We start from the raw sequence: 24,235 nt of genomic DNA, 5'->3' as shown, positions 1-24,235 counted from the left end.
CCAAACTTTCGTCCGAACAGAGGGGGACTGAAGAATAAACAGGTAAAAATCCCGGATTTGGTATCATCAATTAATTAATCAATCCGCAAGTTGAAAGGCAAGCGAACATAAATCCCCTGCGGGTCGTTCATAGACTTGATCACAGCCAAGTCATCTTGCATTTTCTTAAATTCCGCCGTTAGCGGGTCGAGTTTGGCGGCTCGTTGCAACACGTGAACGCCGGAAATTCTTTCCAAAATTCGCTCCTCCAAAGTGCGGCGTTTTGGATATTCTTCCAACTTCCAATCGTCGCCGAGTTTAGCTTGCTTAGCAGCTTCTCTCACAGCATCTTCAAGGCCGCCAATTTCATCGACCAAACCCAACTGTTTCGCAGCCGTACCAGACCACACTCTGCCTTGAGCAATTTCTTGTACCTTGTTTTTCGGCAGTTTGCGGGAGTCGGCGACTTTAGTAATAAATCGATCGTAAATGCGATCGACTACCCTCTGAATATTCGCCAATTCTTGAGGATTTTTCGGACGGGAAACCGTGTTAGTATCCGCAAAGCGGGCGGTTTTCACCACGTCCCAAGTTAGGCCGTTGTTAGCAGCCAACTTTTCGACGTTGAGCAACATTCCAAAAACGCCGATCGAACCGGTAATCGTACTGGGTTCGGCAAAAATGCGGCTGGAACCCATCGCAATCCAATAGCCACCAGATGCTGCTAAATTGCCCATCGAAACGATAACAGGTTTCTTTTTCCCCGTCAGCATCACTTCGCGTCCAATGACTTCGGCCGCCGTCGCGCTGCCTCCAGGACTGTTGACCCGCAAAACCACTGCTTTTACGTCGTCATCTTCTCGGATTTTCCGCATTTCTTTAGCGATGCGATCGCCTCCTACTTCAGTCGGGCCCCCTTCGCCGTCTACAATCTCTCCTTCAGCGTAAAGTATAGCAATTTGGTTTTTCTTGTTAGCGCGAGTTGAGTTTTTATCCTCAGCAACTCTTGCGTAGTTTTTCAAACTAATTTGCTTGAAAGATTTGTTTTCGCGATCGGTTCCTGTGAGTTTTTTGAGTTCGGTCGATATTTCGTCAAAGTATACAACTTTATCAACTAACTTGTTTTTGAGAGCTTCGTCAGCCATCAAAGTTCCGCCCTTATCTGCAAGCGCTTGCAGTTGCGGAACAGTCACTTTGCGGCTCGGAGCGACAGTTTTCAGGTATTCTCCCCACATATCTCCGAGCAACTTTTGAGTTTGCTGGCGATTTTCGGGACTCATTTTTGTGAGCAAAAACGGCTCAACGGCTGACTTGTATTTGCCGACGCGAGTCACTTGCACTCCCACGCCGTATTTTTCCAAAGCACCCGTGAAAAACATTCCCTGACTGCTAAAACCGTTGATTTCCAAAGCGCCGTAAGGGTTGACGGCAATTGTATTAGCAACAGAACCGAGGTAATAATCTCGCTCATTCCAGTCCATCTGGTAAGCAAAAATGGGTTTTTTGGCATCTCGGAAACGCTGCAAGGCCGATCGAACTTCTTTGAGATTGGCAAACCCGCTGCTGCTCGAATCCGAGCTACCTTCGAGATAAATGCCAACGATTTTCGGGTCTTTTTTCGCATATTCGATCGTGTCTAAAACAGTCCGCAGCGTCACTGTATCGCCGGAATCTTCCGAAAGCACTTCTTCAATCGCCGCGCTAGTGCTACGGCTCGGTTTGCTGTCGGTGATATTTAAAGAAAGGTCTAATACCAATACAGACTTATCTTTGACTTGCGGGCCTGAATCTTTAGACGACGATGCCGCCATAGCAATTAGTAGTACCAGTCCCCCCAATCCGATGCTGCCCAGCAGCAACATTCCTAGGAAGGTTCCCAGTAAACTTGCACAGGTATATTTTAGGAAATCTTTCATTAGATAATTGGTAATTAGTTATTAGTCAATAGTCAATAGTCATTAGTCATTAGTTATAGCAAATCCGGTTAGAACGGAATAATACCGAGCGTGGGAGCTGGTCGCTCGCACTGCACTCGAAAAAATATTATTCCGATGCCAGCGCAAACGATATTATGGGTAATTCCTGCAACTAGGACTAAACAATTATTTCCTGTCGTAGTTATTAGCTAATGACTTTTGACTGCTGACTAATGACTTTTGACTGCTGACTCTCTTTTATCTTAACCTTTCCAAAACCCCAGAATGTTTTAACTCACCCAAATTACCGCAGCCCGTACAGAACATCACGGTGGCGATTTCTGCAATTAAAGCCTCAGCTAGAACGCCTGCGGCTGATTCCGATTCCGCAGCAGCTTGTAAAAACGGTCGCGCCAGTCCCGCAATATCCGCGCCAAGGGCTATAGCCTTCGCTGCATCCAACCCATTCTGCAAGCCTCCAGAGGCAATCAGAGGAACATCCGGTGCTACGGCGCGGGTGCTGACAATGCACTCGGCTGTCGGTATTCCCCAGTCGGCAAAGGTTGCGCCCAACCTGCGCTGCTTCCCATCTTTAGCTCGCTCTCCTTCTATTTTCGCCCAAGAAGTACCTCCGGCTCCGGCAATGTCGATCGCACCTACCCCGGCGGCGAGCAATTTCTTTGCCATTTTTCCTGAAATACCGTTGCCGACTTCTTTAGCAATAACTGGTACTGGTAATTTATCGCACAATTTTGCAATTTTATCTAGCAGTCCTTTAAAGTTAGTATCGCCTTCGGTTTGGACGCACTCTTGCAGCGGATTGAGGTGCAAAATTAGTGCGTCTGCTTCGAGAATATCAACAATTTTTTGGCACTCTTCCAAACCGTAATTGTAGTTTAATTGAACGGCTCCGATATTGGCAAACAGTAGAATATCGGGAGCGCGGCGACGGACGGCAAATGTAGGAGCTAGGTGAGGATTTTCTACAACTATTCGCTGGGAACCGACTCCCATTGCTAGTTTGTATTCTTGAGCGACATCAGCGAGGCGATAATTGATTGTCTGGGCTAATTCTGTGCCGCCGGTCATCGAGGAAATTAGCAGGGGAACGGCTAGTTTTTTGCCGAGAAATGTGGAGGTTAAATCGATTTGGGTGCGATCGAGTTCTGGCAAACAGCAGTGATCAAAACGGTAGCGTTCTAGGCCGCTGGTAGTTTCGCGAAATTGTACGTCTTCTTCGAGGCAGATCCGCAGGTGGTCTGCTTTGCGGGTTTCGGTTTGCGACGGGGAGGTTAGCGGCAAGTTCACTGTGGCTATTTGGGGAAAGAGTTGTGATTTGGGAATATAGCAATTTTATTTCATTTTTGAATTTTTTTAATGAACTGCAGAGGGCACAGAGGGCACAGAGGAGAAGAAAAGAAAGATGTGCGTAAATCCTGCCAGGGTTGCTGTATTATCCAGGAACAGTCAGCGGCATTCCGTTATCTGAAGGTTTTAATTTTAGTAAAAAAGGAACTGCTTTTTGCACCCAGGCTTTGACTGATGTGTAACTTGCCGCATCTTCGCCGAAACAAATCTCCAGCATATCGGTGTGAATTATTCCCGGATTCAAAGGAACTGCTGCCATACCTGCGGGCAATTCTTGAGCGAGCGCTCGCGTAAGTCCTTCTATTGCCCACTTAGAAGCGCAATAGGGCGCAAATTCCGGCGAAGTTGACCTTCCCCAACCAGAACTAAAGTTGACAATTATGCCGTTTTTTCGAGCAATCATTGCCGGGACAAAGTGGCGAATTACATTAGTTGTACCTTTAATATTAATATCTACTAGCTGGGAAAATTCTTCGCTGCTGACCAACCAAAGCGGCGCGGGATGGTTGACTAAAGCTGCATTGTTGATGAGCAAATCTGGCGGCTCCTTTTTTGCCATAATTTCTGTTGCCCAAGCTTTTACTCGATCGTCGTTGGTGACATCCAAACAAGTAAAATGGTGGGGCGCACTATATTTTTGTTGGAGTTTTTCCACCGCTTCGGAAGAACGGGCGCATCCCACAACTGTATGTCCCAATTCAATAAACTTTTCGGTCATGGCAAGACCTAGACCGCGACTGACTCCGGTAATTACAATTAATTTTGTCATAGATTTGCTCCAAGTTTGACATTAAGTAATACAATACATATTGACTGGTGAATTGACAAATCGATCGCAGGAGAAAGCATGAAAGTAAAAGCAGCAGTTGCTCGTAGTGCCGGCAAACCTTTGAGTATTGAAACGGTGGATCTGGATGGGCCGAGGGCTGGAGAGGTGCTGGTGGAAATTAAAGCCACGGGTGTTTGTCACACTGATGCTTACACTCTTTCCGGTGCCGATCCTGAAGGTTTGTTTCCGGCTATTTTAGGCCACGAGGGAGCCGGCATTGTCGCAGAAGTTGGGCCGGGAGTCACGAGTGTCAAAGTGGGCGATCGGGTAATTCCTCTCTACATTCCCGAATGTCGCAACTGCGAATATTGTTTGAGCCGCAAAACAAATCTCTGTCAAGCAATTCGCGTGACTCAAGGCCAGGGAGTTATGCCCGACGGCACGAGCAGGTTTTCCATAGACGGACAGAAACTTTACCATTACATGGGAACTTCTACCTTCGCTAATTATACAGTATTGCCAGAAATTGCAGTAGCAAAAATTCGCGAAGATGCTCCTTTTGATAAAGTTTGTTTAATCGGCTGCGGCGTCACAACTGGCATCGGCGCTGTCATAAATACTGCGAAAGTAGAGCCTGGTTCTAATGTGGTAGTTTTCGGTTTGGGCGGCGTGGGTTTGAATGTAATTCAAGCGGCTCGCATGGTGGGAGCTAACATGATTGTCGGCGTAGACTTGAATCCCGACAAGCGAGAGATGGCGGAAAAATTCGGCATGACTCACTTTGTCAATCCCCGCGAAGTGGAAGGCGATTTAGTACCTTATTTGGTAGATTTAACCAAAGGTGGAGCTGATTACAGTTTTGAATGTATCGGCAACATTAATGTGATGCGACAAGCTTTGGAATGCTGCCACAAAGGTTGGGGCGTGAGCGTAATTGTCGGGGTAGCGGGAGCCGGTCAAGAAATTAGTACCCGCCCGTTTCAGCTAGTAACTGGCCGGGTTTGGAAAGGGACGGCTTTTGGCGGTGCGAAAGGTCGAACTGATGTTCCTAAGATTGTTGATTGGTATATGGACGGTAAAATTGATATTGACAGTCTGGTAACTCAGGTAATGCCGATCGACAAAATCAATGAAGCCTTTGAATTGATGCACAAAGGCGAAGTAATTCGCACAGTTTTGACATTTTGAGTTTATGAAGGAAGAAGTTCGGCAACGGATTTTGTAACGGATGTAACGGATAGAACAAAGCTTAATGCCCAATTCCCAATTCCCAATTCCCAATTATGCTCTCAGAATCCCTAAAACTGCACAAAGAACAGAAAAGTTTCGGTGGCAAACTCGGCTTTTATAGCCATCAATCCTCCGCTTGCAACAGCGAGATGAAATTTGCTGTTTATCAGCCGCCGCAAGCTTTATCTCAACCCGTACCCGTTGTGTATTTCCTATCAGGTTTAACCTGCACAGAAGAGAACTTTATGGCAAAAGCGGGGGCGCAACAATTTGCGGCAAAATATGGGTTAATGCTGGTTGCGCCCGACACTAGCCCGCGCAACACTGGCATCCCTGCGGAAGATGACGATTGGGATTTAGGAAGTGGTGCGGGTTTTTATGTTGATGCGACAGCCTCACCTTGGAATTCTCACTATCGAATGTACAGTTATGTCGTTGATGAATTGCCGAATTTAATCGCCGAAAATTTTCCGGCGATACCGGAAAAACAAGGAATTTTCGGTCATTCGATGGGCGGACACGGGGCTTTAATTTGTGCTTTGAAAAATGGATCTCGCTATCTTTCAGTTTCCGCTTTTGCGCCTATTTCCGCGCCAATGCGCTGCCCTTGGGGACAAAAAGCTTTTGGACACTACCTCGGCAGCGACAAAGAACTCTGGAAGACTTGGGATGCTAGCGAATTGGTGCTTGAGGCGCAATACAACTCTCCGATTCTGATTGACTGCGGCACTGCTGATTCCTATCTGGCTGACGGGCAGTTGTTGCCGGAAGTGTTCGCGGAGGCTTGTGCAAAAGCGGGACAGCCACTAACTTTAAGGATGCAGGAAGGTTACGATCATAGCTATTATTTTATAGCTAGTTTTATGGAGGATCACATTCGCCATCACGCGGCTGTTTTGTGCGGGTAGTTTCTAGCAGGAAGCAGGCAAGATGCCTGCTCCACAACAACTGGTTCTTAGGCTCTGCCGGGGAACCGATATCCAGAGGCTCTGCCTCGAAAGGCTGCCATGAAATGTGGAGGCACAGCCTCCTGATCTGCTTTACCAGGCAGAGCCTGGTAACGAGTGACAAGTAAAATAGGAATTACGCACGGGGGCCCAGAAACCGGGTTTTTCATGCGTCTACTTCGTGGCAGCCCTAGAACAGATAAAATGTGGAGACAGAGCCTCCTGATTTGCTTTACCAGGCAGAGCCTGGTAACGAGTAAACTCGCTTCTACGAGCACAGGTATTTTCGGTTAATTAAGATCAATCGGAAATACCCAGTCTTTATAATTGCTGTCGCGATTTTCGATAATCCCGGTTAGTTTGTCCAAAATCTTTTCGGTGATGGGTCGGTTTGTGGGCAAGTGATAGTTTTCTACTCGCTTAATTGGCGTAATTTTGGCTGCGGTTCCGCAGAGGAAAATCTCGTCTGCAATCAACAGTTCTGATCTATCAACGGGTCTTTCTATGACTTCAATTCCTAAGTCTCTGGCGATTGTGATTACGCTGTCTCTGGTAATTCCTTCGAGAATATCTTGCTCGAAACCGGGAGTAACTAATTTACCGTTTCTTGCGACAAATATGTTCATTCCTGAAGCTTCGCTGACTTTTCCCTGAGTGTTCATCATAATTGCTTCGTCGAAGCCGGATTCTACTGCTTCTGTTTTAGCTAAAGCTGAGGTGATGTAGGCGCCGCTAATTTTACCTCTTAAGGGCAAACTGCGGTCTTCTTGCCGATACCAAGAGCTAATTCTACAGTTGACTCCTTCTTTGGGCAAATAGTCGGAAAGTTCTAATCCGTAGACAAAAAAGTCGGTTTCTACGTTGTGCAGTCGGGGGGCAATTCCTAAACTGGATGTGTAGATAAAAGGGCGGATATAAAATGATTTTGTTGGTTTGTTTTTCTGGACAAAATCAATAATTATTTGTTGGATTTTGCTGGCTGGTAAATCGCAGTGAAGGAAGCTGGCACTTTGACTTAATCTTTGACAGTGGCGGTCTAATCTAAATAGCAATATTCGATCGGCATTTTGGGGGTCGGGAATTCCCCGCAACCCGCCTAAAACTCCGGTTCCGTAGTGCAGTGCGTGGGTTGCTATGGAAATTTTGGCGTCGGTAAATGGGAGAAATTGGTTTTGAAAGTAGGCAATTGGTAGAAAACTATCCATGATTCAAGCTGGCGATGAGTTTGGCAGTCCGCGAGGAAAGCTGAATTTGGTTATATTACCATAAGTTATACCATTTGAGATTTGAGATTGAGAAGGACTGATTTCATAAGGATTTGAAGCTTGCCTACAGTTGGATTGTTTTTTAAGACTGGTATTATTCTTTTGTTTTGATATCAATTTATAAAATAATATCGAGATATCGAGAGCGGTCAGTTTGGTTGATAATTGTTTTGGCAAAAAGTGCGATCCTCTTCGAGGGCTACGCTAACGACTACAAACAAAAATCAACCAAGGGGCAACAATGGCACGTAAATGTTTCATCATTGAAATGGGGATGGGTATAGACCAGCACGGGCAGGAACCGACTGTAGCCTGTGCAAGGGCTGTACGGAATGCGATCGCTCACAATGCTCTCCTAGGCGTCTGGGAAGTGGCGGGTTTGACTGACCCCAATCAGATGATTGTTGAGGTTAAGGTGGCTGTTCCTTACCCGGAACAAGTGCGCGCGGAGGAGGTGTTGGGGGTGCTGCCTTTTGGCAGCAAAACTCTGATTGTGGAGCAAGGAGGCATGATTGTGCCAGGAAGGGCGATCGCCTCTCTGAATGATAAAAATGATGAAATGCTAATCGCTGTGGCGGCTGTGAGTGTTTTTGTGGACACTGAGGACTAATTAATTTTGTATTGTTTGAATAAATCGCCCGATCGCACTTGCTTGTTTCCGCGATCGGGCGATCGAACGCCTGTCTGTTAAAAAATGATTAATTTAGGCTAAGTTTTAGGGGGCGTCAGAGATCTGGCATGAAATATCATAGAAAAGCTGATGCTCTGAGGCACGCTATAACTTAGTCTGTTCAACGGTAAGGTTTATTTGCGCTTGCGCCTACCTAGTTAATTTTGAAGTTTTAATGGATAATTTTTAATTTCTCAGGCGACCGGGTATGTAAGCAATCCAGCAAAACCCTACGATTAATAACAGCCACGTCGCTGTAATATTGCTGCCCAACAAGCTGCGGAGAAAATCTTCCATTGTTCTCAAAAATTATAGCGTTTAAAAGAATTTATTAATGTTGGCTATCAAAACACAAAAGGTAGAGTCCGATCGCCTAAAACGCGATCTGACTCTACCTCCTCTACCTAATATTACGGCTTGCTGGTATCTGCCAACATTTGGTTAACCATTTGCAAGTGTGCCTGAAGGTTCGGCAACTTCTGGGTGGCCCAAGCCTTCAATTCGGGATCTTGTCCCTGTTGAGATTGAGCCTGAAACAAAGCAATAGCCTGAGTGTGGCTGTCGATCATAGCCTGCTTGTAAGCGGTGTCAAAACTTGTACCGGATAGTCCGGAAAGTCGATCCATCAAAGCTGTGTTCTGGCTGCTCATTTCGGTTGGCAGTTTTACGCCTTTTTGCATTGCTACCTGCATCAGTTCTTGATTAGCCTGGGTGTGTTCCTCAACCATTTCTTGCCCGTATTGTTTCACACCTGCACTAGAACCGCGCTGCACTGCCAATCTGCCGAGTTCCACTTCCAGCATACCAATTTGACCTGCTTGCATGACAAAGTTTCTGTCTTGGCTGCTGAGAGAATTAGGCGAAGTTTCGGCACCTGTGGGAGTGTTGGGAGAACGGCTGGGAGTGTTGTTGATGGGGCTATTTGGAGAACGGCCGGGAGTGTTGTTGGTGGGGGTATTTGGAGTGTTGGGAGAACGGCCGGGAGTGTTGTTGGTGGGGGTATTTGGAGTGTTGGGAGAACCGCCAGGATTGTTGTTGTTAGGATCTGTAACAGAAGGTCCCGGAGAATTAGGATCGTTTAAGTCGCTATCAGCAAGCTCAAAAACTCGATCGCCCGACTGGTTGAAGCCGTGAGTCTGGCGGTTTAATTCTGCGAATCCCGGCACAGCTATCAAGGAACTAACGCCGGCAATTCCGGCAACTGTTACCAATTTTTTGAACAAACTTTTGCGATTGAGTGAAGTCATGAATTTCTAAGCCTCTAAGTTGTTTTCAAAAGTACGTCAAGCGAAGCTATCCCGTAGGGAATCCCCCCAAACTAGCGATGGGATGGCGTACTGCCTTTCCGAAACAAGTTGATCAAACCAAACGCGCCCAAGGCACCCAGCCACCCGAAATTGTTGGGGCTATCGCGCCGAGCACTCAAAACTCCAGAATTAGTATCAGCCGGCGTCGATGTCGTACCAGTTGTACCTGTTGTACCAGTGCCAGTCGTATCGGTTGTACCTGTTGTACCAGTGCCAGTCGTATCGGTTGTACCGCTTGTACCCGTGCCAGTCGTACCGGTTGTACCGCTTGTACCCGTTGTACCCGTGCCAGTCGTATCGGTTGTACCGCTTGTGCCGGTGCCGGTCGTACCAGTTGTACCGCTTGTACCCGTTGTACCCGTGCCAGTGGTATCGGTTGTACCGCTTGTGCCGGTGCCGGTCGTACCAGTTGTACCGCTTGTACCCGTTGTACCCGTGCCACTCGTACCGCTTGTACCGCTTGTATCGGTGCCACTCGTACCGCTTGTACCGCTTGTATCGGTGCCACTCGTACCCGTTGTACCGCTTGTACCGGTGCCACTCGTACCCGTTGTACCGCTTGTACCGGTGCCACTCGTACCCGTTGTATCGCTTGTACCGCTTGTACCGATGCCACTCGTACCGCTGGTACCGGTTGTATCCGTGCCAGTCGTACCGCTTGTACCACTTGTGCCAGTACCGCTTGTACCGCTTGTGCCAGTACCGCTTATACCCGTGCCAGTTGTACCGGTACCGCTTGTACCGCTTGTACCGCTTGTGCCTGTGCCGGCACCGCCGCCAGCACCGCCGCCAGCACCGCCGCCGCCAGCACCGCCCGACTGGGCTGAAGCAGGCAGTGCTAAGGAAACCGTTGCTAAACCTAAAGTACAAGCGCTTGCTAAAACAACTTTCAACAATTTAGAAGATTTCATGGTAATGCTTGCTTTTGCATAGAGTGCTGCGATCGCTTGTGATGCCAAAACAGCAGGGTCAACTTGACAGCGTAACGTGCAAATTTTATAACCTTTGCTGCGGGATAATGAAGGTAAGGGAGCAAATTTAGTCCCGTTGCCTCGATGATTTTTTCCTGATTAATTACACCGCTACGTTAACAGTTTATAAGCTATTACGTATGCTTCAAGTTCGCCATTCATCTTTAGGAATATTTGACAAAATGGCTTTTTATTTCAGGTGGTGGATGAAATTTGATTGAGCGGCAGACTAGCTAAATTAAAATTTGTATACGGGGGATAAAAAGCTGGTTGATCTGAAAAATTTTGGGTTGAGTAACGAGACATATACGCATCAACCGGCTTTCTGAGACAAGGGCGCTGATATTCCTATAAATTTTCCCCGGCTGCTGGTGCTTTGAGGCAGAAATTCTGGATTTTGTCACCGTCACTTTTGGGTTAGCACTCCGCCAGATGAGTTAGTTTAAAATTTTTTTGATCGCTATTTTTTCTTAACTTGCTGCTGACAATTTTGCCCCTGGTAGCATACAGCTCAAACTTTCTCAGGAAACTAAATTATCTCAAAACGCCGATCGCTCGCTCTGAGTAGCCCGAACACCTACAATCCCGAAACAGCAAGGCTTTTGACTGGGCTTTGACTTGCGTTAAACAGGAAGGCGAACTGAGGGCTATCCGAGTCGGGCCCGTGCGACATTAAATTAAGCAGGGGTGGCGCACTCGTGAGAATTGCTTCTGAGTGCGATCGGCTAAACTCTCCTATAGTAAAGCCAAAACTATGCCAGATAGCGCTTATTCCCTAACACATTTCACAAGCAGACCTCAACTAGGCTGTATCGAATTATTGCCAGAATTCGCTATCTAATTTTCATCTCTATTTATAAATTTGCAAGTGAAAAAGCCCAAATCCGATTAAGGGCTGTTTCAGAAAATAAATTACCCAAATACGGCTGAACCTGCAACGGCAAGTCAATGGCCTTAGCCGCTCAGAATAAATTTAATATTACATCTGTCCTAGGAATGATAAAAATCCGGTTTAAAACTTGCTTTTAGAGAGAGGAAAGTAGTTGCTTCTCGTATATAAGATTAAATTTATGTTTAATAATTAGAGGTCATTATGCCAGAACAACAATTTGACACCTTACCTTCAGAAGCACAAGAACTCCCCCAAGGAGCTAAACAAATTTTTCAGGCTGCTTTTAAGAGCGCTAGCGAAGATGGAATGAGCGCAGATGGTGCTACTAGCGTTGCTTGGAACAGTGTAAAATCTGAATATGTTAAAGGCGAAGGTGGCACGTGGCATCACAAGGGCGACGATACTAACCAAACCCGCAAATCTGTACAGTCTGGTGGCAATTAGTTATCAGCAATCAGTAATATCGTGTCCGCTAACATAACCCCTATCCGTTGTGTAGTGAGGGCTTCATTCCTCAAATTTTGATGAGAACGAAGAATTATTACTACCAACCAATTGCAGTGACGTTATTCTAGCGGGCATGATATCATCATTCATGAGCAATGTACTCATCACTTGTGGTTAATGCTTTACGTTGATAGTTGTTAGAATCGCGGTGGTATAGAAGTTAATGCAGCCTGTTAATAGGCTGGCGCATATCCCATTGCAGTTCGGCTAAAACGAGCAAGCTAAATACCATTACGGTTCCAGTAAAGAGGAAAGACCAACCGCCAGTGTAAGGCAAAATTAAAATCCCCAACAGGTGAAATAAACTTGCTGCTAAAAGCGCGCGCGATCGCACTGCAAATCCAGTCCCTAAATACCCTATTCCGCTCATGCCCAACCACAGGGTACAGAGATTCGCCAACACTTTTCCCCAACTGAGAAAAATTGCTAAATCGGTCAGCAACAATCCTAATAACATTAGTATTACCCAACCGTAAAGCACCCAAATCAGGCGTTCTATTTTGACCCAAGAGTATGTCATGCTTACCATTGCTGCTGTACCTACGAGGCTGAGCGCTGACCACAAACCTGCTTGCAGCATCCAACTCACAGAAAAAAATTGTGCTGTGCCGAAGATGGCTATTAACAGCAAGCTCCACAGCAAGCAAGTTCGATCGAGACAAGTGTAAAATTGTGAATAAAATCGATCTTTGCCAAGGGGAAACTGAACCTGCCAAAGCCCTTCTAACTCCTGAACCTCAATGTTAATCTGTTTCCGGCGCAGAGGCGGAACTGAATAATTAAAAAAGCTCATATCTGACACTTTTAAAACTTACAATTATTTGCTTAGGTACTATCTCACCAGCAATCGCTATAATTGCAATCTGTCAATCGGATTAATCTAGTTAATTGTAGAATCTGTCGGCAGTAATAGTTATTTGCTCGCACGAGATCAAACAGGAAGAGAGAGATTGCAGAGGAGTTTGATAAAATAGCTCTTGCGACAGATGGCTGGGATATTACTTATTCGATACTTTTAAAATAGTCAACTTTGTTACAGAATTTATGCTCACTTCATCCCATCCTCTCAAACAGGTATTCCACTGCCCGGAAGAATCGGATTTTTACGCGCACTGCTTGGAAAGTTTAGTGTTAAATGCTAGTGACAATTCTCGACTTATCGTAGAGTTTGGTTCAGGAGAGGGAAGTCCAGTTATTAAGTCTTTGCTGAGAAGTGATTTTGATGGGACAATACAGGGATTTGAGCTAAATAATGTAGCTTGGAAAATTGCTCAGTCTCAAATTAAAGAATATCAACTCAGCGAAAAATACACCGTCAACAATTGCTCTTTTTTTGATTCGCCTTTATACGAGTCGGCGGATTGTGTCATCTCAAATCCCCCTTACTTGCCTGCGGTAGATGATAAAATCTACCAGCCACTGTTGCACGGCGGGAATGATGGTTGTACAATTGCTAAGAAACTTTTATCTTTGGGCAGCGATGAAGTTTTGCTGATGGTTTCTAGCTATTCTAATCCTGTGGGTTTGATCGATTATGCCTTGGATCGAGGCTACTCGGTTGCGAATTTTGAAATTGCACCTTTAACTTTTGGCTATTATAGTTCGGAACCCAAAGTGAAAAGCGCGATCGCCACTCTCAGAGAACAGGGAATGGCTTTTTATACGGAAAATATCTATCTGCTGGCTGGAGTTTTGTTTAAGAAGCACCAAAAGTCGCAAAGAGATTTGTCGATCGAGCTCATTCAGTTAATGACAGCATTGTGAAATACAGCGCTGGCAGGTGCATCTTGCGTGTTCCACCATTGTCAGCAACAGACAAGATGCCTGTTCCACAAGAAATACACTCTTTGTGGAACAGGCATCTTGCCTGTTGCTCAAAGGCTTATTGAGAAAGGTGCAAGATCTAGGGTGCATCCAAGACTTATGCACCCTAAATAGCCGTTAATTCCGTTCTGTGGCTTTGATCGATCGCACCACAGCAGCCCCAGCCCGATCGCCGATCGACTTCTCCTGATCGTACCCCAACACCAGTTCCCAAGCCTCCTGTGGGTATCTATCAACCAGCGGGATCGCCACTTCATCCAACATCCAGCGGCCGTGACGCTCATCTTCTTTGATGTGCAGTTCCCAATAACCCATCGCAGCCTGCGACAGGCCCAGACGCTGGGCGGCGGCTAGATAATTGCGGTAAGCCACGGGCCCCGCGACCTCAAAATAAGTGAGTCCACCGTTGTAGCGCAGAAAATGGCGCTTGCGTTCCGTCAGCAGAAAGTTGTGATTAATGCTTGCGAGCACTTGCCAAGGCACTAAATCGAAGTACGCTTCGGGTTCCGTACTCATCCCGAATTCAGCCAGCATTTGGGCAAAAAAGGTCGAATGCTTGCGGGGGAGACGACCGCCGCCGTATTCTTCGATCAGCACTCGCGTAAGGGTGCACTGAATTTCGTTGCCGGCACCGCCGATGATGCGAGAAACACGGCTGGCTTCCACTAAACCGTCGAAGGAGGCGATCGCCAGCAGGTGTTTGTATCCCTCTTCAGTCATGTGTTCGCGCAAATAGCGATCGAGCTCAGTTAGCGGAGGATCGACATCGGCGGCCGCGCGATCGCGCAGGGCTTGCTTGACATCCGGCAATTTTTGCAGCGCTGCAATGTCGAGTTGTGCGATTTCCCACTGCTGCCAAGGTTCCTCAATGCGATCGCGCACGGAACGCAAATAGTGCGATCGCTCGTTGTTGTAGCGGCGCAAATCATCGTACCAAAACAAGTTGAGGCGGTTGATACGGTAAAGTACGCGCTGCAAGAAGCGGTGAGCGGCCTCATCGCCCGGTTCCTGTTGGTAAGCTGCTTGAATTGCATAGGCGATCGCGCTTTCAAAATCGCTGACAAGTAACGGTTTTGTCGCCACCGTCTTGTCTAAATCCTCGACTTCTAGCAAATTGACAAATTGTCGATCGGCTGCTTCATAATTTGGGAGTACGGATTGCTTTTTGGAAAGAGTCCGCGAGTCTGAAGAAGGAAGTATGTCTATCGTGTTTTGCATGGAATCAAGTTATGCTAACTCTAATTATTGTGGTGCTGCCTGCCAAAACAGCCAACCGTTGCAGATTGCTGAGGATAATGGCTACTTAATTTCACGATACCGAATCCATCAGCCGCATACACCCTTCCATTGATAGAGATTTGACCGCTACCGCCTCATACCCTTTTCAACTTGTGAGTAAAGGTAACAACGTTTAGGCAATTGGTATTAACTTATATCAGGCATCATTCTCAATCACCTGTTTAGCAACGGGCAAGATGCCCGTTCCACAAGAAAATGGAGTTTTTGTGGAACGGGCATCTTGCCCGTTCTTGAAAACTGTACAACCTATGACTATCAACCTAGGCGATCGCCAAAATACTCCTGATACAACCGACATCTGGGAATGCAATGATTTCCATCCAATTTCACCAACCCCATACTATTTAACTTAAACCCCAATTCTGACCTCAATCTAACTGGCTGGGAAACACTCACAACCTCTCTCATCGCCTCCATTAATTCCGAATATTTCTCTAAATTCCATAAATGCCGCCGCAAATGATCGCTATAAATTCCCGCTTCAGTTGCAGATTCTTTCACTAACCGATCTAAAGTCACATCTTGACGCGAAATATGATACATTCCTAGTCGCACTAAATAGGGATTTCCTCCCACTAGCGCCATCATTTCTGCCACTTCTGTATCACTCCAATTGATTCCGTGTCGCGCTGCTAAGTCTTGCACTTGCTGCGAATTAAACTCAGGCAAATCAATGGGCAACCCCACATTAAACGGCGATTTATTCACATCCAGCGGGATATAAACTTCGGTCGAATGTACCACAATCAAACGCAATCTTTTCCAAATATCTCGCCGTTTTGCTTCTTCGTGTAAAGCTCGCAATAACCCAAAAAAGTCGTCGGCAATTTCCGGTGATTCAAACAGGCGATCGCTCTCATCCAAGCCTAACGTCAGAGGTTTTGAGGATTCTGAAAGCAAATACTGTTCAAAATAAGCCTTGCAGCACTGATTGCTGCCAATCAAAGCGGCTAATTCCCAACACTTGGGCAACTGCTCCAGCATTCCTAACTCTTGACCGATGCTAGCACAAAACCACTGCAAAAATGTATCTGAATTAGCGAAGATTTTCCGATTGGCTAGCTGAAAACTCAGCGCTACCGTGCGAGAACCTTGCTGTTCTGCGTGATGCAAAATCCTCGCCATCAAGGAAGTTTTGCCCATTTGTCTGGGTGCTTTTATGCGGATCAGTGCTCCCGGTTGGGCGATCGTCTCGTAACAGCGGGATTCGATCGGAGGGCGATCGATATAAAAACGAGAAGCTATTTCAACTTGTCCTCCCGGCAATTCTGGCGGCGCTGCTGGCAGGGGTTGAATTATTGACTGTTTGGTGCTAGTAATTGCGTTCCATTCTACAGCTAATTCATGGTCGGCAGTTAACGATGTGCGACCTTCTTTGATAATGGTTAAAATTTGTGATAATAACTTAAATGAGTCGCCAACACCGCGCCACAGCCAGGGCTGAATTCCTGTTAAATAGCTCAGTAAATCGAAAGAAAGCGGTGTATTTGATTCAAGTAAAATCGGTAAAATTGCGGGTTTATGAGCAGTTGAATTGTGCAGTTCTTTGGCTAGCTGCACTTGTTCCAATATCATTTCGCTCGCGGCCGATTCTTGGGAAATCAGCAACAACAAATAATCGCAACGCTTTAAATATGAGCCTGAGTCGCTGGTGTTGTTAATAAAAAAGACCTCGTGGCCTCCCGCACTCAAAGCTTGGTGTAACTGCTGAGAAAGCGTATTGTGTAAGGTCGATCGGACGATCGCCACTTTGGCCCTCACCAGCAGTACCTCCTCTGGCTCTGAATTCGCCTCAAAATCGGCTATATCGCGCCATTCCTGCCCCAATCCGCGACAAATTTCGATGAAATTGGCATAATCCACAGGTTTGCCATTCAGAAAATGGCTGACTGTAGATTGGGCCATCCCTAAATCCTCAGCCAGGATTTTCTGACTGGGGAAACCATTTCTCAGGAGGCAGGATTTAACTGCGCGAATGCACTCTTCGCGCACCCTTAGCGATCGTGGCATTGCTTATCACAATCAAAACACTGAAACCATCATAAATGCCAACCGTACCTAAAGTCGATGAAAAGTCGATGAAAAGTCGATGATTTTTCCAATAACTCAGTCGCCAACTCAAATAGCCACCTGATTAGATTAGAAATAACAAGGTTGAATCCCATCAAAACGAGGTAAAAGCATTGTGTATTCTATCTTAATTTGGTCGCTGGCGTCAGCCACTAATCAACCAGGTTTCGCCTTCACCCCGCCCCTATTCTGGTTGCTGATCGGAGTTGTGCTTAGTGCGATGGAGCTATTAATTATCAAAACTCAGCCCCAAAAATACAGATTTTACCTGCTAATGATGGGAGCTTCGGCTTTAATTGAAGCCTTTATTTTGTGGAGAGGAGCTGTAGCATTTCAGTTTAGTTGGGCGAACATAATGTATGAAGATTTTGACTGGCAAATCTTCTACTGGATGGGGATAGCCCTCGCGCTGAGCATCTGGATTCGACCAATTTTTATTGTTCGCAAAAAGTTTGTGATTCCCGAAGCAACGGAAGCGACAACTATCTCCGAAATTTTCCCCGGAGAAACCGGAATGGTGATTTATGAAGGGGCTTCTTGGAAAGCTCGCAACGAAGATTCCCAAGGGGCGATCGCACCCAGACAAAAAGTTTACGTTTTGCGCCGCGAAGGAAACACGCTGATTGTTGTACCTGACAGATTAATTCATATCAACAGCTAAATCTCAGTTAGCTCTTTTATTACTCGGCGATTGAAATCGCTTCTTGCCAAACAAAGTCCCTCTAAGAGACTAAGAAATCACTATCAAATGTCAACTGTCAACTATTTACCAGGAGATTCACTATGTATCAGTATTTTTTGACGGTATTGTTTGCCATCACCGGAGTATCCTTAGCCAACAGCGTAAAAATTGTCCGTCAAGGAGATGAGGCATTAGTTGAAATTTTCGGAAAGTATGATCGAAAAAAGCTCGAACCGGGTATAACATTTTTGATTCCCTTTGTCGAAACAGTCGCCTATAAACAAACTCTGCGCGAGCAAATTTTAAACTTGCCACCGCAAGAATGCACAACGCGCGATCGGGTGGCCATCAATGTTGATTTTATTGTGTACTGGCGAATCATTGACTTAGAAAAAGCTTCCTACAAAGTGCAGAATCTCAAGGAAGCGATGTTAAATATGCTGATTCTTTCAATTCGCACTCACCTTGCTAAATTATCTGTTGAGGAACTCTACACGGCTCGACATGAGATTAATAATGCTTTAGTGGAAGAGTTGGATACAACGACAGATCCTTGGGGTGTGAAGTTTACGAGAGTGGAATTGCGCGATTTTGCGATCGGCAGCAAAGTGGTTCAGCCAACATCCATTGACAGGAAAGAAGTACAAAAGCTGCGAGCTTAAGGATTAGTATTCCCTCGTTTTCCTCGTTACCAGGCTCTTCCTGGTAACGCAGATCCAGAGGTTCTGCCTCGCCGACTTTAATTCGCATCGTATATACCATCTAAGGAGACAAAACCATGACTAAAAATCAAGAAGCAATAGTTCGCAATGCAGCTTCTCGCGGTTGCGGATGCTTATTACTTATAACTGGTATTGGAGTAATGAATGGGATAGCTGTGCCATTTTATCTAAATAAAACCAATAGAAGCAAGCAGGCGGAAGCAAAACAGTATGTTAGCTCAATTAACAAAGCTCAGCAAGCATATTTTGCCGAAAAAAGACTTTTTTCGAGTTCTGTTAATGCTTTGGAACTTGGGATAAAAACGGAGACAACAAATTACAAGTATTCAGTTCGCGCCACAAAGAAAACTGCTTTTAATTATGGAGTCTCCAAGCAACCACAACTTAAGAGTTATGTCGGCGGTGTCTTTCTAGTTCCTGTTAAAGAAGTTGAGCCCAAGGCTGCTAAAGATGAAATAATAACAACAATATCCATATTCTGCCAAGCTGATTCTCCCGGTACAATTAAACCAGCGGAACCCACCTATGAGAATGGTAAAATTGCTTGTGGCCAAGGCACAAGACAAGTGCCAAAATAATCTAACTATACGCAATATAATGACAGTCGATTACCAAGCTCAAATCGGCATTCAATTGAGATTTACCGGACTAAAGTCTTTACAACAAATAGAGAGAATACAAAACAATGAGTCAACAAAATTATAAATCAGCTAGCATTTCATTTGATGGTTGGGGACGCTTATTAGTTTTAATCGGGCTTGGAGTAATTGTTTCGTTCCCTGTGCGATTATTTCTGACTAGGGTTAGGATCGTAAAGGAATCGGAAGCCTACGAGTCTGTTAGCTCAATAAACCAATGTCAGCAAGCCTATTTTGCCGAAAAAAGTCTTTTTAGAACTTCTGTTAAAGCGTTAGGAATTGGCATTAAAACCGAGACAAAAACTTACCAATATTCACTACTGACCACAAAAACAGCAACATTTAATTATGGAGTCTCAAAGCAAAAAGACCTTAAAAGCTATGTCGGTGGTGTCTTTGTAATTCCTGCTACAAAAGTAGACTCAAATTCTTCTAAAAATACAATAACGACCACATCTATATTGTGCAAAGCTGATTCTCCTGGTACAATTAAACCACCAGAACCCACCAATCAAAATGGTAAAATTGCTTGTGCTACAGGCACTATAGAACTGAAAAACTAATCTAACTAGAGGCTAGATAATGACAGTCGATTACCAATATCAAATCGGCGGCAGTCTCCCGCAAAATGCACCTACTTATGTAGTGCGACAAGCTGACTCAGAACTTTATCAAGCCCTGAAAGCCGGAGAGTTTTGTTACGTGCTCAATTCCCGACAAATGGGCAAATCCAGTTTGCTGGTGCGAACTGTACAAAAACTCTCGGCTGATGGCATTGCCTGTGCTACGATCGACCTTTCGGACATTGGCAACCAGCAAGTCTCTCTAGATAAGTGGTACGGCGGTGTCGCTTACAAACTCTTGTGCAGCTTCAACCTGTTTAACCCCGTCGAGTTTATGGCTTGGTGGCGGGAGAGAGAGTTGATGCCGCCGGTGCAGCGTTTAGGAGAGTTAATTGAAGAATTGCTGCTGGTCAAAATTTCTCAAAACCTGGTCATTTTTATTGATGAAATTGATAGCGTTCTGAGTTTCCAAGAACCGCTAGATGATTTTTTTGCATTAATTAGATGTTGCTACAATAAACGCGCTCACTCTTCAGAATACCAGCGCATTACATTTGCTTTGCTGGGAGTAGCTACGCCATCGGATTTAATTAGCGATGCAACTCGCACACCCTTTAATATCGGTTTAGCTATTGAATTGCAGGGTTTTAAGTTACAGGAAGCTCTGCCTTTAGCAAAGGGGTTTGAGGGAAAAGTAGACAATCCTCAAGAGGTTTTAAAAGAGATTTTGGACTGGACTGGAGGACAGCCATTTCTGACTCAAAAGCTTTGCAAGCTGATTCTACACCATTTAAAAAGCTTAGCGCCCGCTTCTATTATATCAGATTCAACGGATGAAAGCCAAACTGAAAAAAATACTACAAATCACTTATTAATTAGCGAGATAGTGCAATCTAATATTATTGATAATTGGGAATCATCGGATGAACCGGTACACATCAAAACAATTCGCGATCGCCTTCTCAGAAGTCAGCACCACGCCAGTAGGTTATTAGGACTCTACCAAAAAATATTGCCACTTTCAGAACCCCCCGATTGTAGGGGCGATGCCCCCGTGCCCGCCCTGGTAGGAGGAATCTGGGCGGATGATACTCCCGAACAAACAGAATTGCGGCTGAGTGGGTTAGTAGTAAAACGAGCCGGCAAATTAACCGTATCCAACCGCATTTACGCAGCTATATTCAGCCATAGCTGGGTAGAAAAAGCGCTCGGCGACTTGCGCCCCTATGCTGAATCCCTAACAGCATGGATAGCTACAAATTGTCAAGACGAATCTCGCTTGTTGCGCGGTCAAGCACTGGAAGATGCGCGACAGTGGGCGGCAAATAAAAGCTTGAACACCCAAGATTATCAATTTTTAGGTGCGAGTCAAGAAGCGGAATTTGCCAAATTGCGCGATCGCGAAAAACAAACTCAAACAGAAATTGAACAACTGCGCCGCGAAAAAAAGTTACTAGAGGAACTAAGCGAAGCACAAAAGCAGAAAAAAGCGATTGCCGCTAAACTTTGGCGCGAGCAACAACTGAGAGTGCAAACAGTTACAGGAGCCGCAGCCATATTAATATCAATCCTGATAGTAGCTTTTTGGGTTAAACCGTCAATCGAAGAAAGAAACAACAAAATTCTCACTCTCATTTTGCTATCTGAAACGCTATTTGCTGCGGATAAAAAAGAAGAAGCTTTGCTAGAAAGCATCAGAGCTGTTACAGAAATGAAACGATCGCTCGGAGTGAGTTCAGATATTCAGATGCGAGTGGCGATCGCCCTCGAACAGGCAGTTTACAACTTTCGGGAACGCCGCCGCTTGCAGACTCAAGCCAGTACCCTTGCTTTCGCGAGTTTCAGTCCCGACAGTCAAACAATTGTGACTGCTACCGATGATAATTATATCAAGCTTTGGCAAACTAATGGATCTTTGCAAGCAACATTGACCGGGCATACTGATAAAATTAGAAGGGCAATTTTCAATTCTAGCGGTGAGATTATTGTCTCAGCCAGCGACGACAGAAGTGTAAAAATTTGGCAAAAAAATGGCAAATTGATTCATGATTTAAAAGGACACAACGGTCAAATAACAAGCGTATGTTTGAGTCCAGATGGTAAAATCATTGCTTCAGCCAGTGCCGATGGGACAGTTAAACTATGGAAAATAAACGGTGAAGAATTGTTAAGTTTAAAAGTGGAGCGAGGTTGGATAACCAGCACGAGTTTTAGCCCAGACGGCCAGATAATTGCTGCGGCTGGCACTGATGGTACTGTTAAACTTTGGAGTTTGACAAAGGTTGTGGAAAAGTTGCAAAAACAGCACTCAATCGAAGCAAGCAACGATATCAAATTGCTCCGAACTTTACAGGTTGAAAGTGATAAAATTATGAGTGTAACTTTCAGTCCAAACGGAGCAATGCTGGCGAGTGCAAATGCTGGGGGAACTGCGAGAATTTGGAGCAAAGACGGCACACCGCTAAGTATTTTAAAGCATACAAGTGGATTGACAAATATCAGCTTTAGTCCCGACAGTCAAATGTTGCTATCTGCAAGCACAGACAAAATGGTGAGGCTGTGGAACATTGACGGTACATTGCTCAAAACTTTAAAAGGTAACAATGATGCTGTTTGGAGTGCGAGTTTTAGTCCAGACGGCAAAGCGATCGCTACTGCTAGTGCTGACGGTACGGTGATGCTGTGGAATTTTAATCTAGACGATTTGTTGCTGCAGGGTTGCGATGGAGCCCGCAATTATTTTCAGACAAATCCGATCGCAAATCCAAACGATCGCCACCTCTGCGATGGGATTGGAACTCAGTCGGAACTCACGCAAAAAAAACCGGGTTAAGAGTCAAAATCTTGAGTTGGGCACCAAAGTATCTAGGCAGAAACTGGCTTTTTGACCGCCCCTGCGTCTAGGGCTGATATCGTTAAAATTGGTAGCAGGTAATAGGTAATAGGTCAGCCCGATCGGTGTATTCAACTCTAGAACAAAAGTACCAGCGCCTGCAAAAAGACTTAAGAAACGGAGTCATCGCCCTGGGTGGCATTTTCTGCACGGGTACTCTCTGGTATTGCCTGGTGGAAAAATGGTCTTTGCTCGATGCCGCTTACATGACAGTCTTTACCCTAGCAACTGTCGGCTACGGTGAACTTCACCCCCTCGGTCAACGTGGGCGAATGTTTACCATATGCCTGATTTTGATGGGCGTGATTGTGATAGGTTTCATCGTCAACCGCTTTACAGAAGCGCTGATTCAAGGATATTTTCAAGAAGGAGCAAGAATTAGGCAGCAGCGACGATTGGTAGATTCTTTGATCGGGCATTATATTCTCTGCGGTTTTGGGCGCACTGGCCGCCAAATTGCCTTGGAATTTCAGGCCGAAAACATCTCTTTTGTGGTGATAGATTCGGCGGTGCAGTCGGTTGAGGCAGCTTTGGCACTGGGGTACACGGCTGTCCAAGGAGACGCAACTCTAGACGAAATTTTGGTGAGTGTGGGGATCGATCGCGCAATTTGCATAGTAGCAGCTTTGCCTTCGGATGCCGAGAATTTATACACTGTCCTGTCAGCGAAAACTCTGAATCCGAAGGTACGGGCGATCGCCCGCGGCACCACAGAAGAAGCGGTAAAGAAGTTGCAGCGGGGCGGCGCCGATGCCGTCGTATCCCCCTACATTACCGGCGGAAAACGCATGGCGGCGGCGGCTTTGCGACCTCAAGTTATGGATTTTTTAGACGGTGTTTTGACGGGCACCGAGAGTTCTTTTTACATGGAAGAATTTTTGGTCGATCCCAATACTTGTGTCTACGTCGGGCAAACTTTGAGAAATGCCAAGTTGCGATCGCAATCGGGGGCCTTGATTTTAGCAGTGCGGCGCGCTGGCGGGACTTTGATTGTCGGGCCTACCGGAGAAACTGCGATCGAAGGAGGAGATATGCTGATTTGTTTGGGTACTGCTGAACAACTGCGAACTCTCAATCAAATCCTCAGTCCCCTGAGTTTTCGCATCCCCCGGCCCCCAAAGTAATACGATGTCAGGTTTGTACTGTTGGCTGTTGACTGTTGACTGTTGACTGTTAACTGTTGACTGTTGACTGTTGACTGTTGACTGTTGACTGTTGACTGTTGACTGTAGAAGGAGGGGTCGAAAAACTGAATTGTTGAGTGTTAAATGTTGACTCGATTTTATTATTCCAATGCAACCGGAAACGATATGATATCAAATCCGTTGGCATCGTCCTGTATTCATCTCTCTCTTCCCTTTCTCTGTATCCTCTGTGTCCTCTGCGGTTTCATCCTTCCGATACAACCGGAATTGATATGACAACTGACTGTTTGGACATTTGAACAATACCGATGCAACCGGAAACGATATGAATTTAAAAAATTCACAATCTCCACCACACAAGGATTTAGGGCAAATAAAAATGCTCTCGGCTACTTTGCCCAGAGCATTTTTGAGCAGTTAAACTGCGTTTTGCTACAGATTTGCAACAATCATAGACAAGTCATAGACAAAAATCGCTGAAACCCAAAGCCGATGGTGGGATTTGAACCCACGACCGTTCGATTACGAATCGAATACTCTACCCCTGAGCTACATCGGCACAGACAATTTTGGATTAT

General features: G+C 45.6%; 20 protein-coding genes and 1 tRNA gene. 11 read left to right on the top strand and 10 right to left on the bottom strand.

From position 1 onward, the window contains the following. Positions 1-74: 74 nt before the first annotated feature. The 3 genes from sppA to QUA07_RS01050 form a co-directional block, all read right to left on the bottom strand. The gene (gene sppA, locus QUA07_RS01060) at positions 75-1,895 is read right to left on the bottom strand and encodes a signal peptide peptidase SppA (protein WP_333321751.1); all 1,821 of its coding nucleotides are present in this window, start codon (positions 1,893-1,895) and stop codon (positions 75-77) included. A gap of 258 nt (positions 1,896-2,153) precedes the next feature. Then, entirely contained in the window at positions 2,154-3,203 is a 1,050-nt protein-coding gene (fni, locus tag QUA07_RS01055) for a type 2 isopentenyl-diphosphate Delta-isomerase (RefSeq protein WP_333321750.1), read from the bottom strand. Between the two features lie 145 nt (positions 3,204-3,348). Next, positions 3,349-4,032, bottom strand: coding sequence for an SDR family oxidoreductase (locus QUA07_RS01050; RefSeq protein ID WP_333321749.1), 684 nt, complete (start codon positions 4,030-4,032; stop codon positions 3,349-3,351). Between the two features lie 78 nt (positions 4,033-4,110). On the opposite strand from QUA07_RS01050, the gene QUA07_RS01045 reads away from it, so the two are divergent. Together QUA07_RS01045 and fghA are read left to right on the top strand one after the other, a co-directional pair. Then, positions 4,111-5,220, top strand: coding sequence for an S-(hydroxymethyl)glutathione dehydrogenase/class III alcohol dehydrogenase (locus QUA07_RS01045; protein ID WP_333321748.1), 1,110 nt, complete (start codon positions 4,111-4,113; stop codon positions 5,218-5,220). A 95-nt stretch (positions 5,221-5,315) separates the two neighbouring features. After that, complete coding sequence (gene fghA / locus QUA07_RS01040) at positions 5,316-6,170, top strand: S-formylglutathione hydrolase (RefSeq protein WP_333321747.1); 855 nt, start codon at positions 5,316-5,318, stop codon at positions 6,168-6,170. 329 nt (positions 6,171-6,499) lie between these two features. Here fghA and QUA07_RS01035 read toward each other — a convergent pair whose 3' ends face one another. After that, positions 6,500-7,414 carry a branched-chain amino acid transaminase gene (locus QUA07_RS01035; RefSeq protein WP_333321745.1) on the bottom strand — a complete coding sequence of 305 codons (915 nt, stop codon included), beginning with the start codon at positions 7,412-7,414 and terminating at the stop codon, positions 6,500-6,502. Between the two features lie 301 nt (positions 7,415-7,715). On the opposite strand from QUA07_RS01035, the gene QUA07_RS01030 reads away from it, so the two are divergent. After that, on the top strand, positions 7,716-8,084 hold the full coding sequence (locus QUA07_RS01030) for a Lin0512 family protein (RefSeq protein WP_333321743.1): 369 nt from the start codon (positions 7,716-7,718) through the stop codon (positions 8,082-8,084). Between the two features lie 470 nt (positions 8,085-8,554). On the opposite strand, the gene QUA07_RS01025 is transcribed toward QUA07_RS01030, so the two are convergent. Continuing rightward, positions 8,555-9,391 carry a DUF4142 domain-containing protein gene (locus QUA07_RS01025; RefSeq protein WP_333321741.1) on the bottom strand — a complete coding sequence of 279 codons (837 nt, stop codon included), beginning with the start codon at positions 9,389-9,391 and terminating at the stop codon, positions 8,555-8,557. Between the two features lie 71 nt (positions 9,392-9,462). Then, positions 9,463-10,362, bottom strand: a complete 900-nt coding sequence (locus QUA07_RS01020; protein ID WP_333321739.1) for a hypothetical protein — start codon at positions 10,360-10,362, stop codon at positions 9,463-9,465. A 1,153-nt stretch (positions 10,363-11,515) separates the two neighbouring features. Here QUA07_RS01020 and QUA07_RS01015 point away from each other — a divergent pair. Beyond that, positions 11,516-11,758: a ChaB family protein gene (locus QUA07_RS01015; protein ID WP_333258473.1), complete on the top strand. Its 243-nt coding sequence runs from the start codon at positions 11,516-11,518 to the stop codon at positions 11,756-11,758. Between the two features lie 223 nt (positions 11,759-11,981). Here QUA07_RS01015 and QUA07_RS01010 read toward each other — a convergent pair whose 3' ends face one another. Beyond that, complete coding sequence (locus tag QUA07_RS01010) at positions 11,982-12,614, bottom strand: hypothetical protein (RefSeq protein ID WP_333321737.1); 633 nt, start codon at positions 12,612-12,614, stop codon at positions 11,982-11,984. A 251-nt stretch (positions 12,615-12,865) separates the two neighbouring features. On the opposite strand from QUA07_RS01010, the gene QUA07_RS01005 reads away from it, so the two are divergent. Further along, positions 12,866-13,585 carry an SAM-dependent methyltransferase gene (locus QUA07_RS01005; protein WP_333321735.1) on the top strand — a complete coding sequence of 240 codons (720 nt, stop codon included), beginning with the start codon at positions 12,866-12,868 and terminating at the stop codon, positions 13,583-13,585. Positions 13,586-13,762: 177 nt separating this feature from the next. Here QUA07_RS01005 and QUA07_RS01000 read toward each other — a convergent pair whose 3' ends face one another. Together QUA07_RS01000 and QUA07_RS00995 are read right to left on the bottom strand one after the other, a co-directional pair. Next, on the bottom strand, positions 13,763-14,863 hold the full coding sequence (locus QUA07_RS01000; protein ID WP_333321733.1) for an iron-containing redox enzyme family protein: 1,101 nt from the start codon (positions 14,861-14,863) through the stop codon (positions 13,763-13,765). A 336-nt stretch (positions 14,864-15,199) separates the two neighbouring features. Next, positions 15,200-16,954: an AAA-like domain-containing protein gene (locus QUA07_RS00995; protein WP_333321729.1), complete on the bottom strand. Its 1,755-nt coding sequence runs from the start codon at positions 16,952-16,954 to the stop codon at positions 15,200-15,202. A gap of 175 nt (positions 16,955-17,129) precedes the next feature. On the opposite strand from QUA07_RS00995, the gene QUA07_RS00990 reads away from it, so the two are divergent. The 6 genes from QUA07_RS00990 to QUA07_RS00965 all read left to right on the top strand — a co-directional run bounded on the left by QUA07_RS00990 (position 17,130) and on the right by QUA07_RS00965 (position 23,636). Beyond that, positions 17,130-17,675, top strand: coding sequence for an NfeD family protein (locus QUA07_RS00990; RefSeq protein WP_333321723.1), 546 nt, complete (start codon positions 17,130-17,132; stop codon positions 17,673-17,675). 122 nt (positions 17,676-17,797) lie between these two features. Further along, the gene (locus QUA07_RS00985) at positions 17,798-18,358 is read left to right on the top strand and encodes an SPFH domain-containing protein (RefSeq protein ID WP_333321722.1); all 561 of its coding nucleotides are present in this window, start codon (positions 17,798-17,800) and stop codon (positions 18,356-18,358) included. A 116-nt stretch (positions 18,359-18,474) separates the two neighbouring features. Further along, the gene (locus tag QUA07_RS00980) at positions 18,475-18,996 is read left to right on the top strand and encodes a type IV pilin-like G/H family protein (RefSeq protein ID WP_333321721.1); all 522 of its coding nucleotides are present in this window, start codon (positions 18,475-18,477) and stop codon (positions 18,994-18,996) included. 107 nt (positions 18,997-19,103) lie between these two features. Then, the gene (locus QUA07_RS00975) at positions 19,104-19,619 is read left to right on the top strand and encodes a type IV pilin-like G/H family protein (protein ID WP_333321720.1); all 516 of its coding nucleotides are present in this window, start codon (positions 19,104-19,106) and stop codon (positions 19,617-19,619) included. 19 nt (positions 19,620-19,638) lie between these two features. Further along, complete coding sequence (locus QUA07_RS00970) at positions 19,639-22,452, top strand: AAA-like domain-containing protein (protein WP_333321719.1); 2,814 nt, start codon at positions 19,639-19,641, stop codon at positions 22,450-22,452. Positions 22,453-22,577: 125 nt separating this feature from the next. Further along, positions 22,578-23,636 carry a potassium channel protein gene (locus QUA07_RS00965; protein ID WP_333321718.1) on the top strand — a complete coding sequence of 353 codons (1,059 nt, stop codon included), beginning with the start codon at positions 22,578-22,580 and terminating at the stop codon, positions 23,634-23,636. A gap of 508 nt (positions 23,637-24,144) precedes the next feature. Here the strand turns inward: QUA07_RS00965 and QUA07_RS00960 are convergent. Continuing rightward, positions 24,145-24,216 (bottom strand) — tRNA-Thr (locus tag QUA07_RS00960). Positions 24,217-24,235 lie beyond the last annotated feature (19 nt).

Origin of the sequence: Microcoleus sp. T3_A4 (assembly GCF_036700465.1) — a bacterium.
In the GTDB taxonomy this organism is placed as follows: Bacteria; Cyanobacteriota; Cyanobacteriia; order Cyanobacteriales; family Microcoleaceae; genus Microcoleus.
This window is presented reverse-complemented; position numbering and strand designations above follow the sequence as displayed.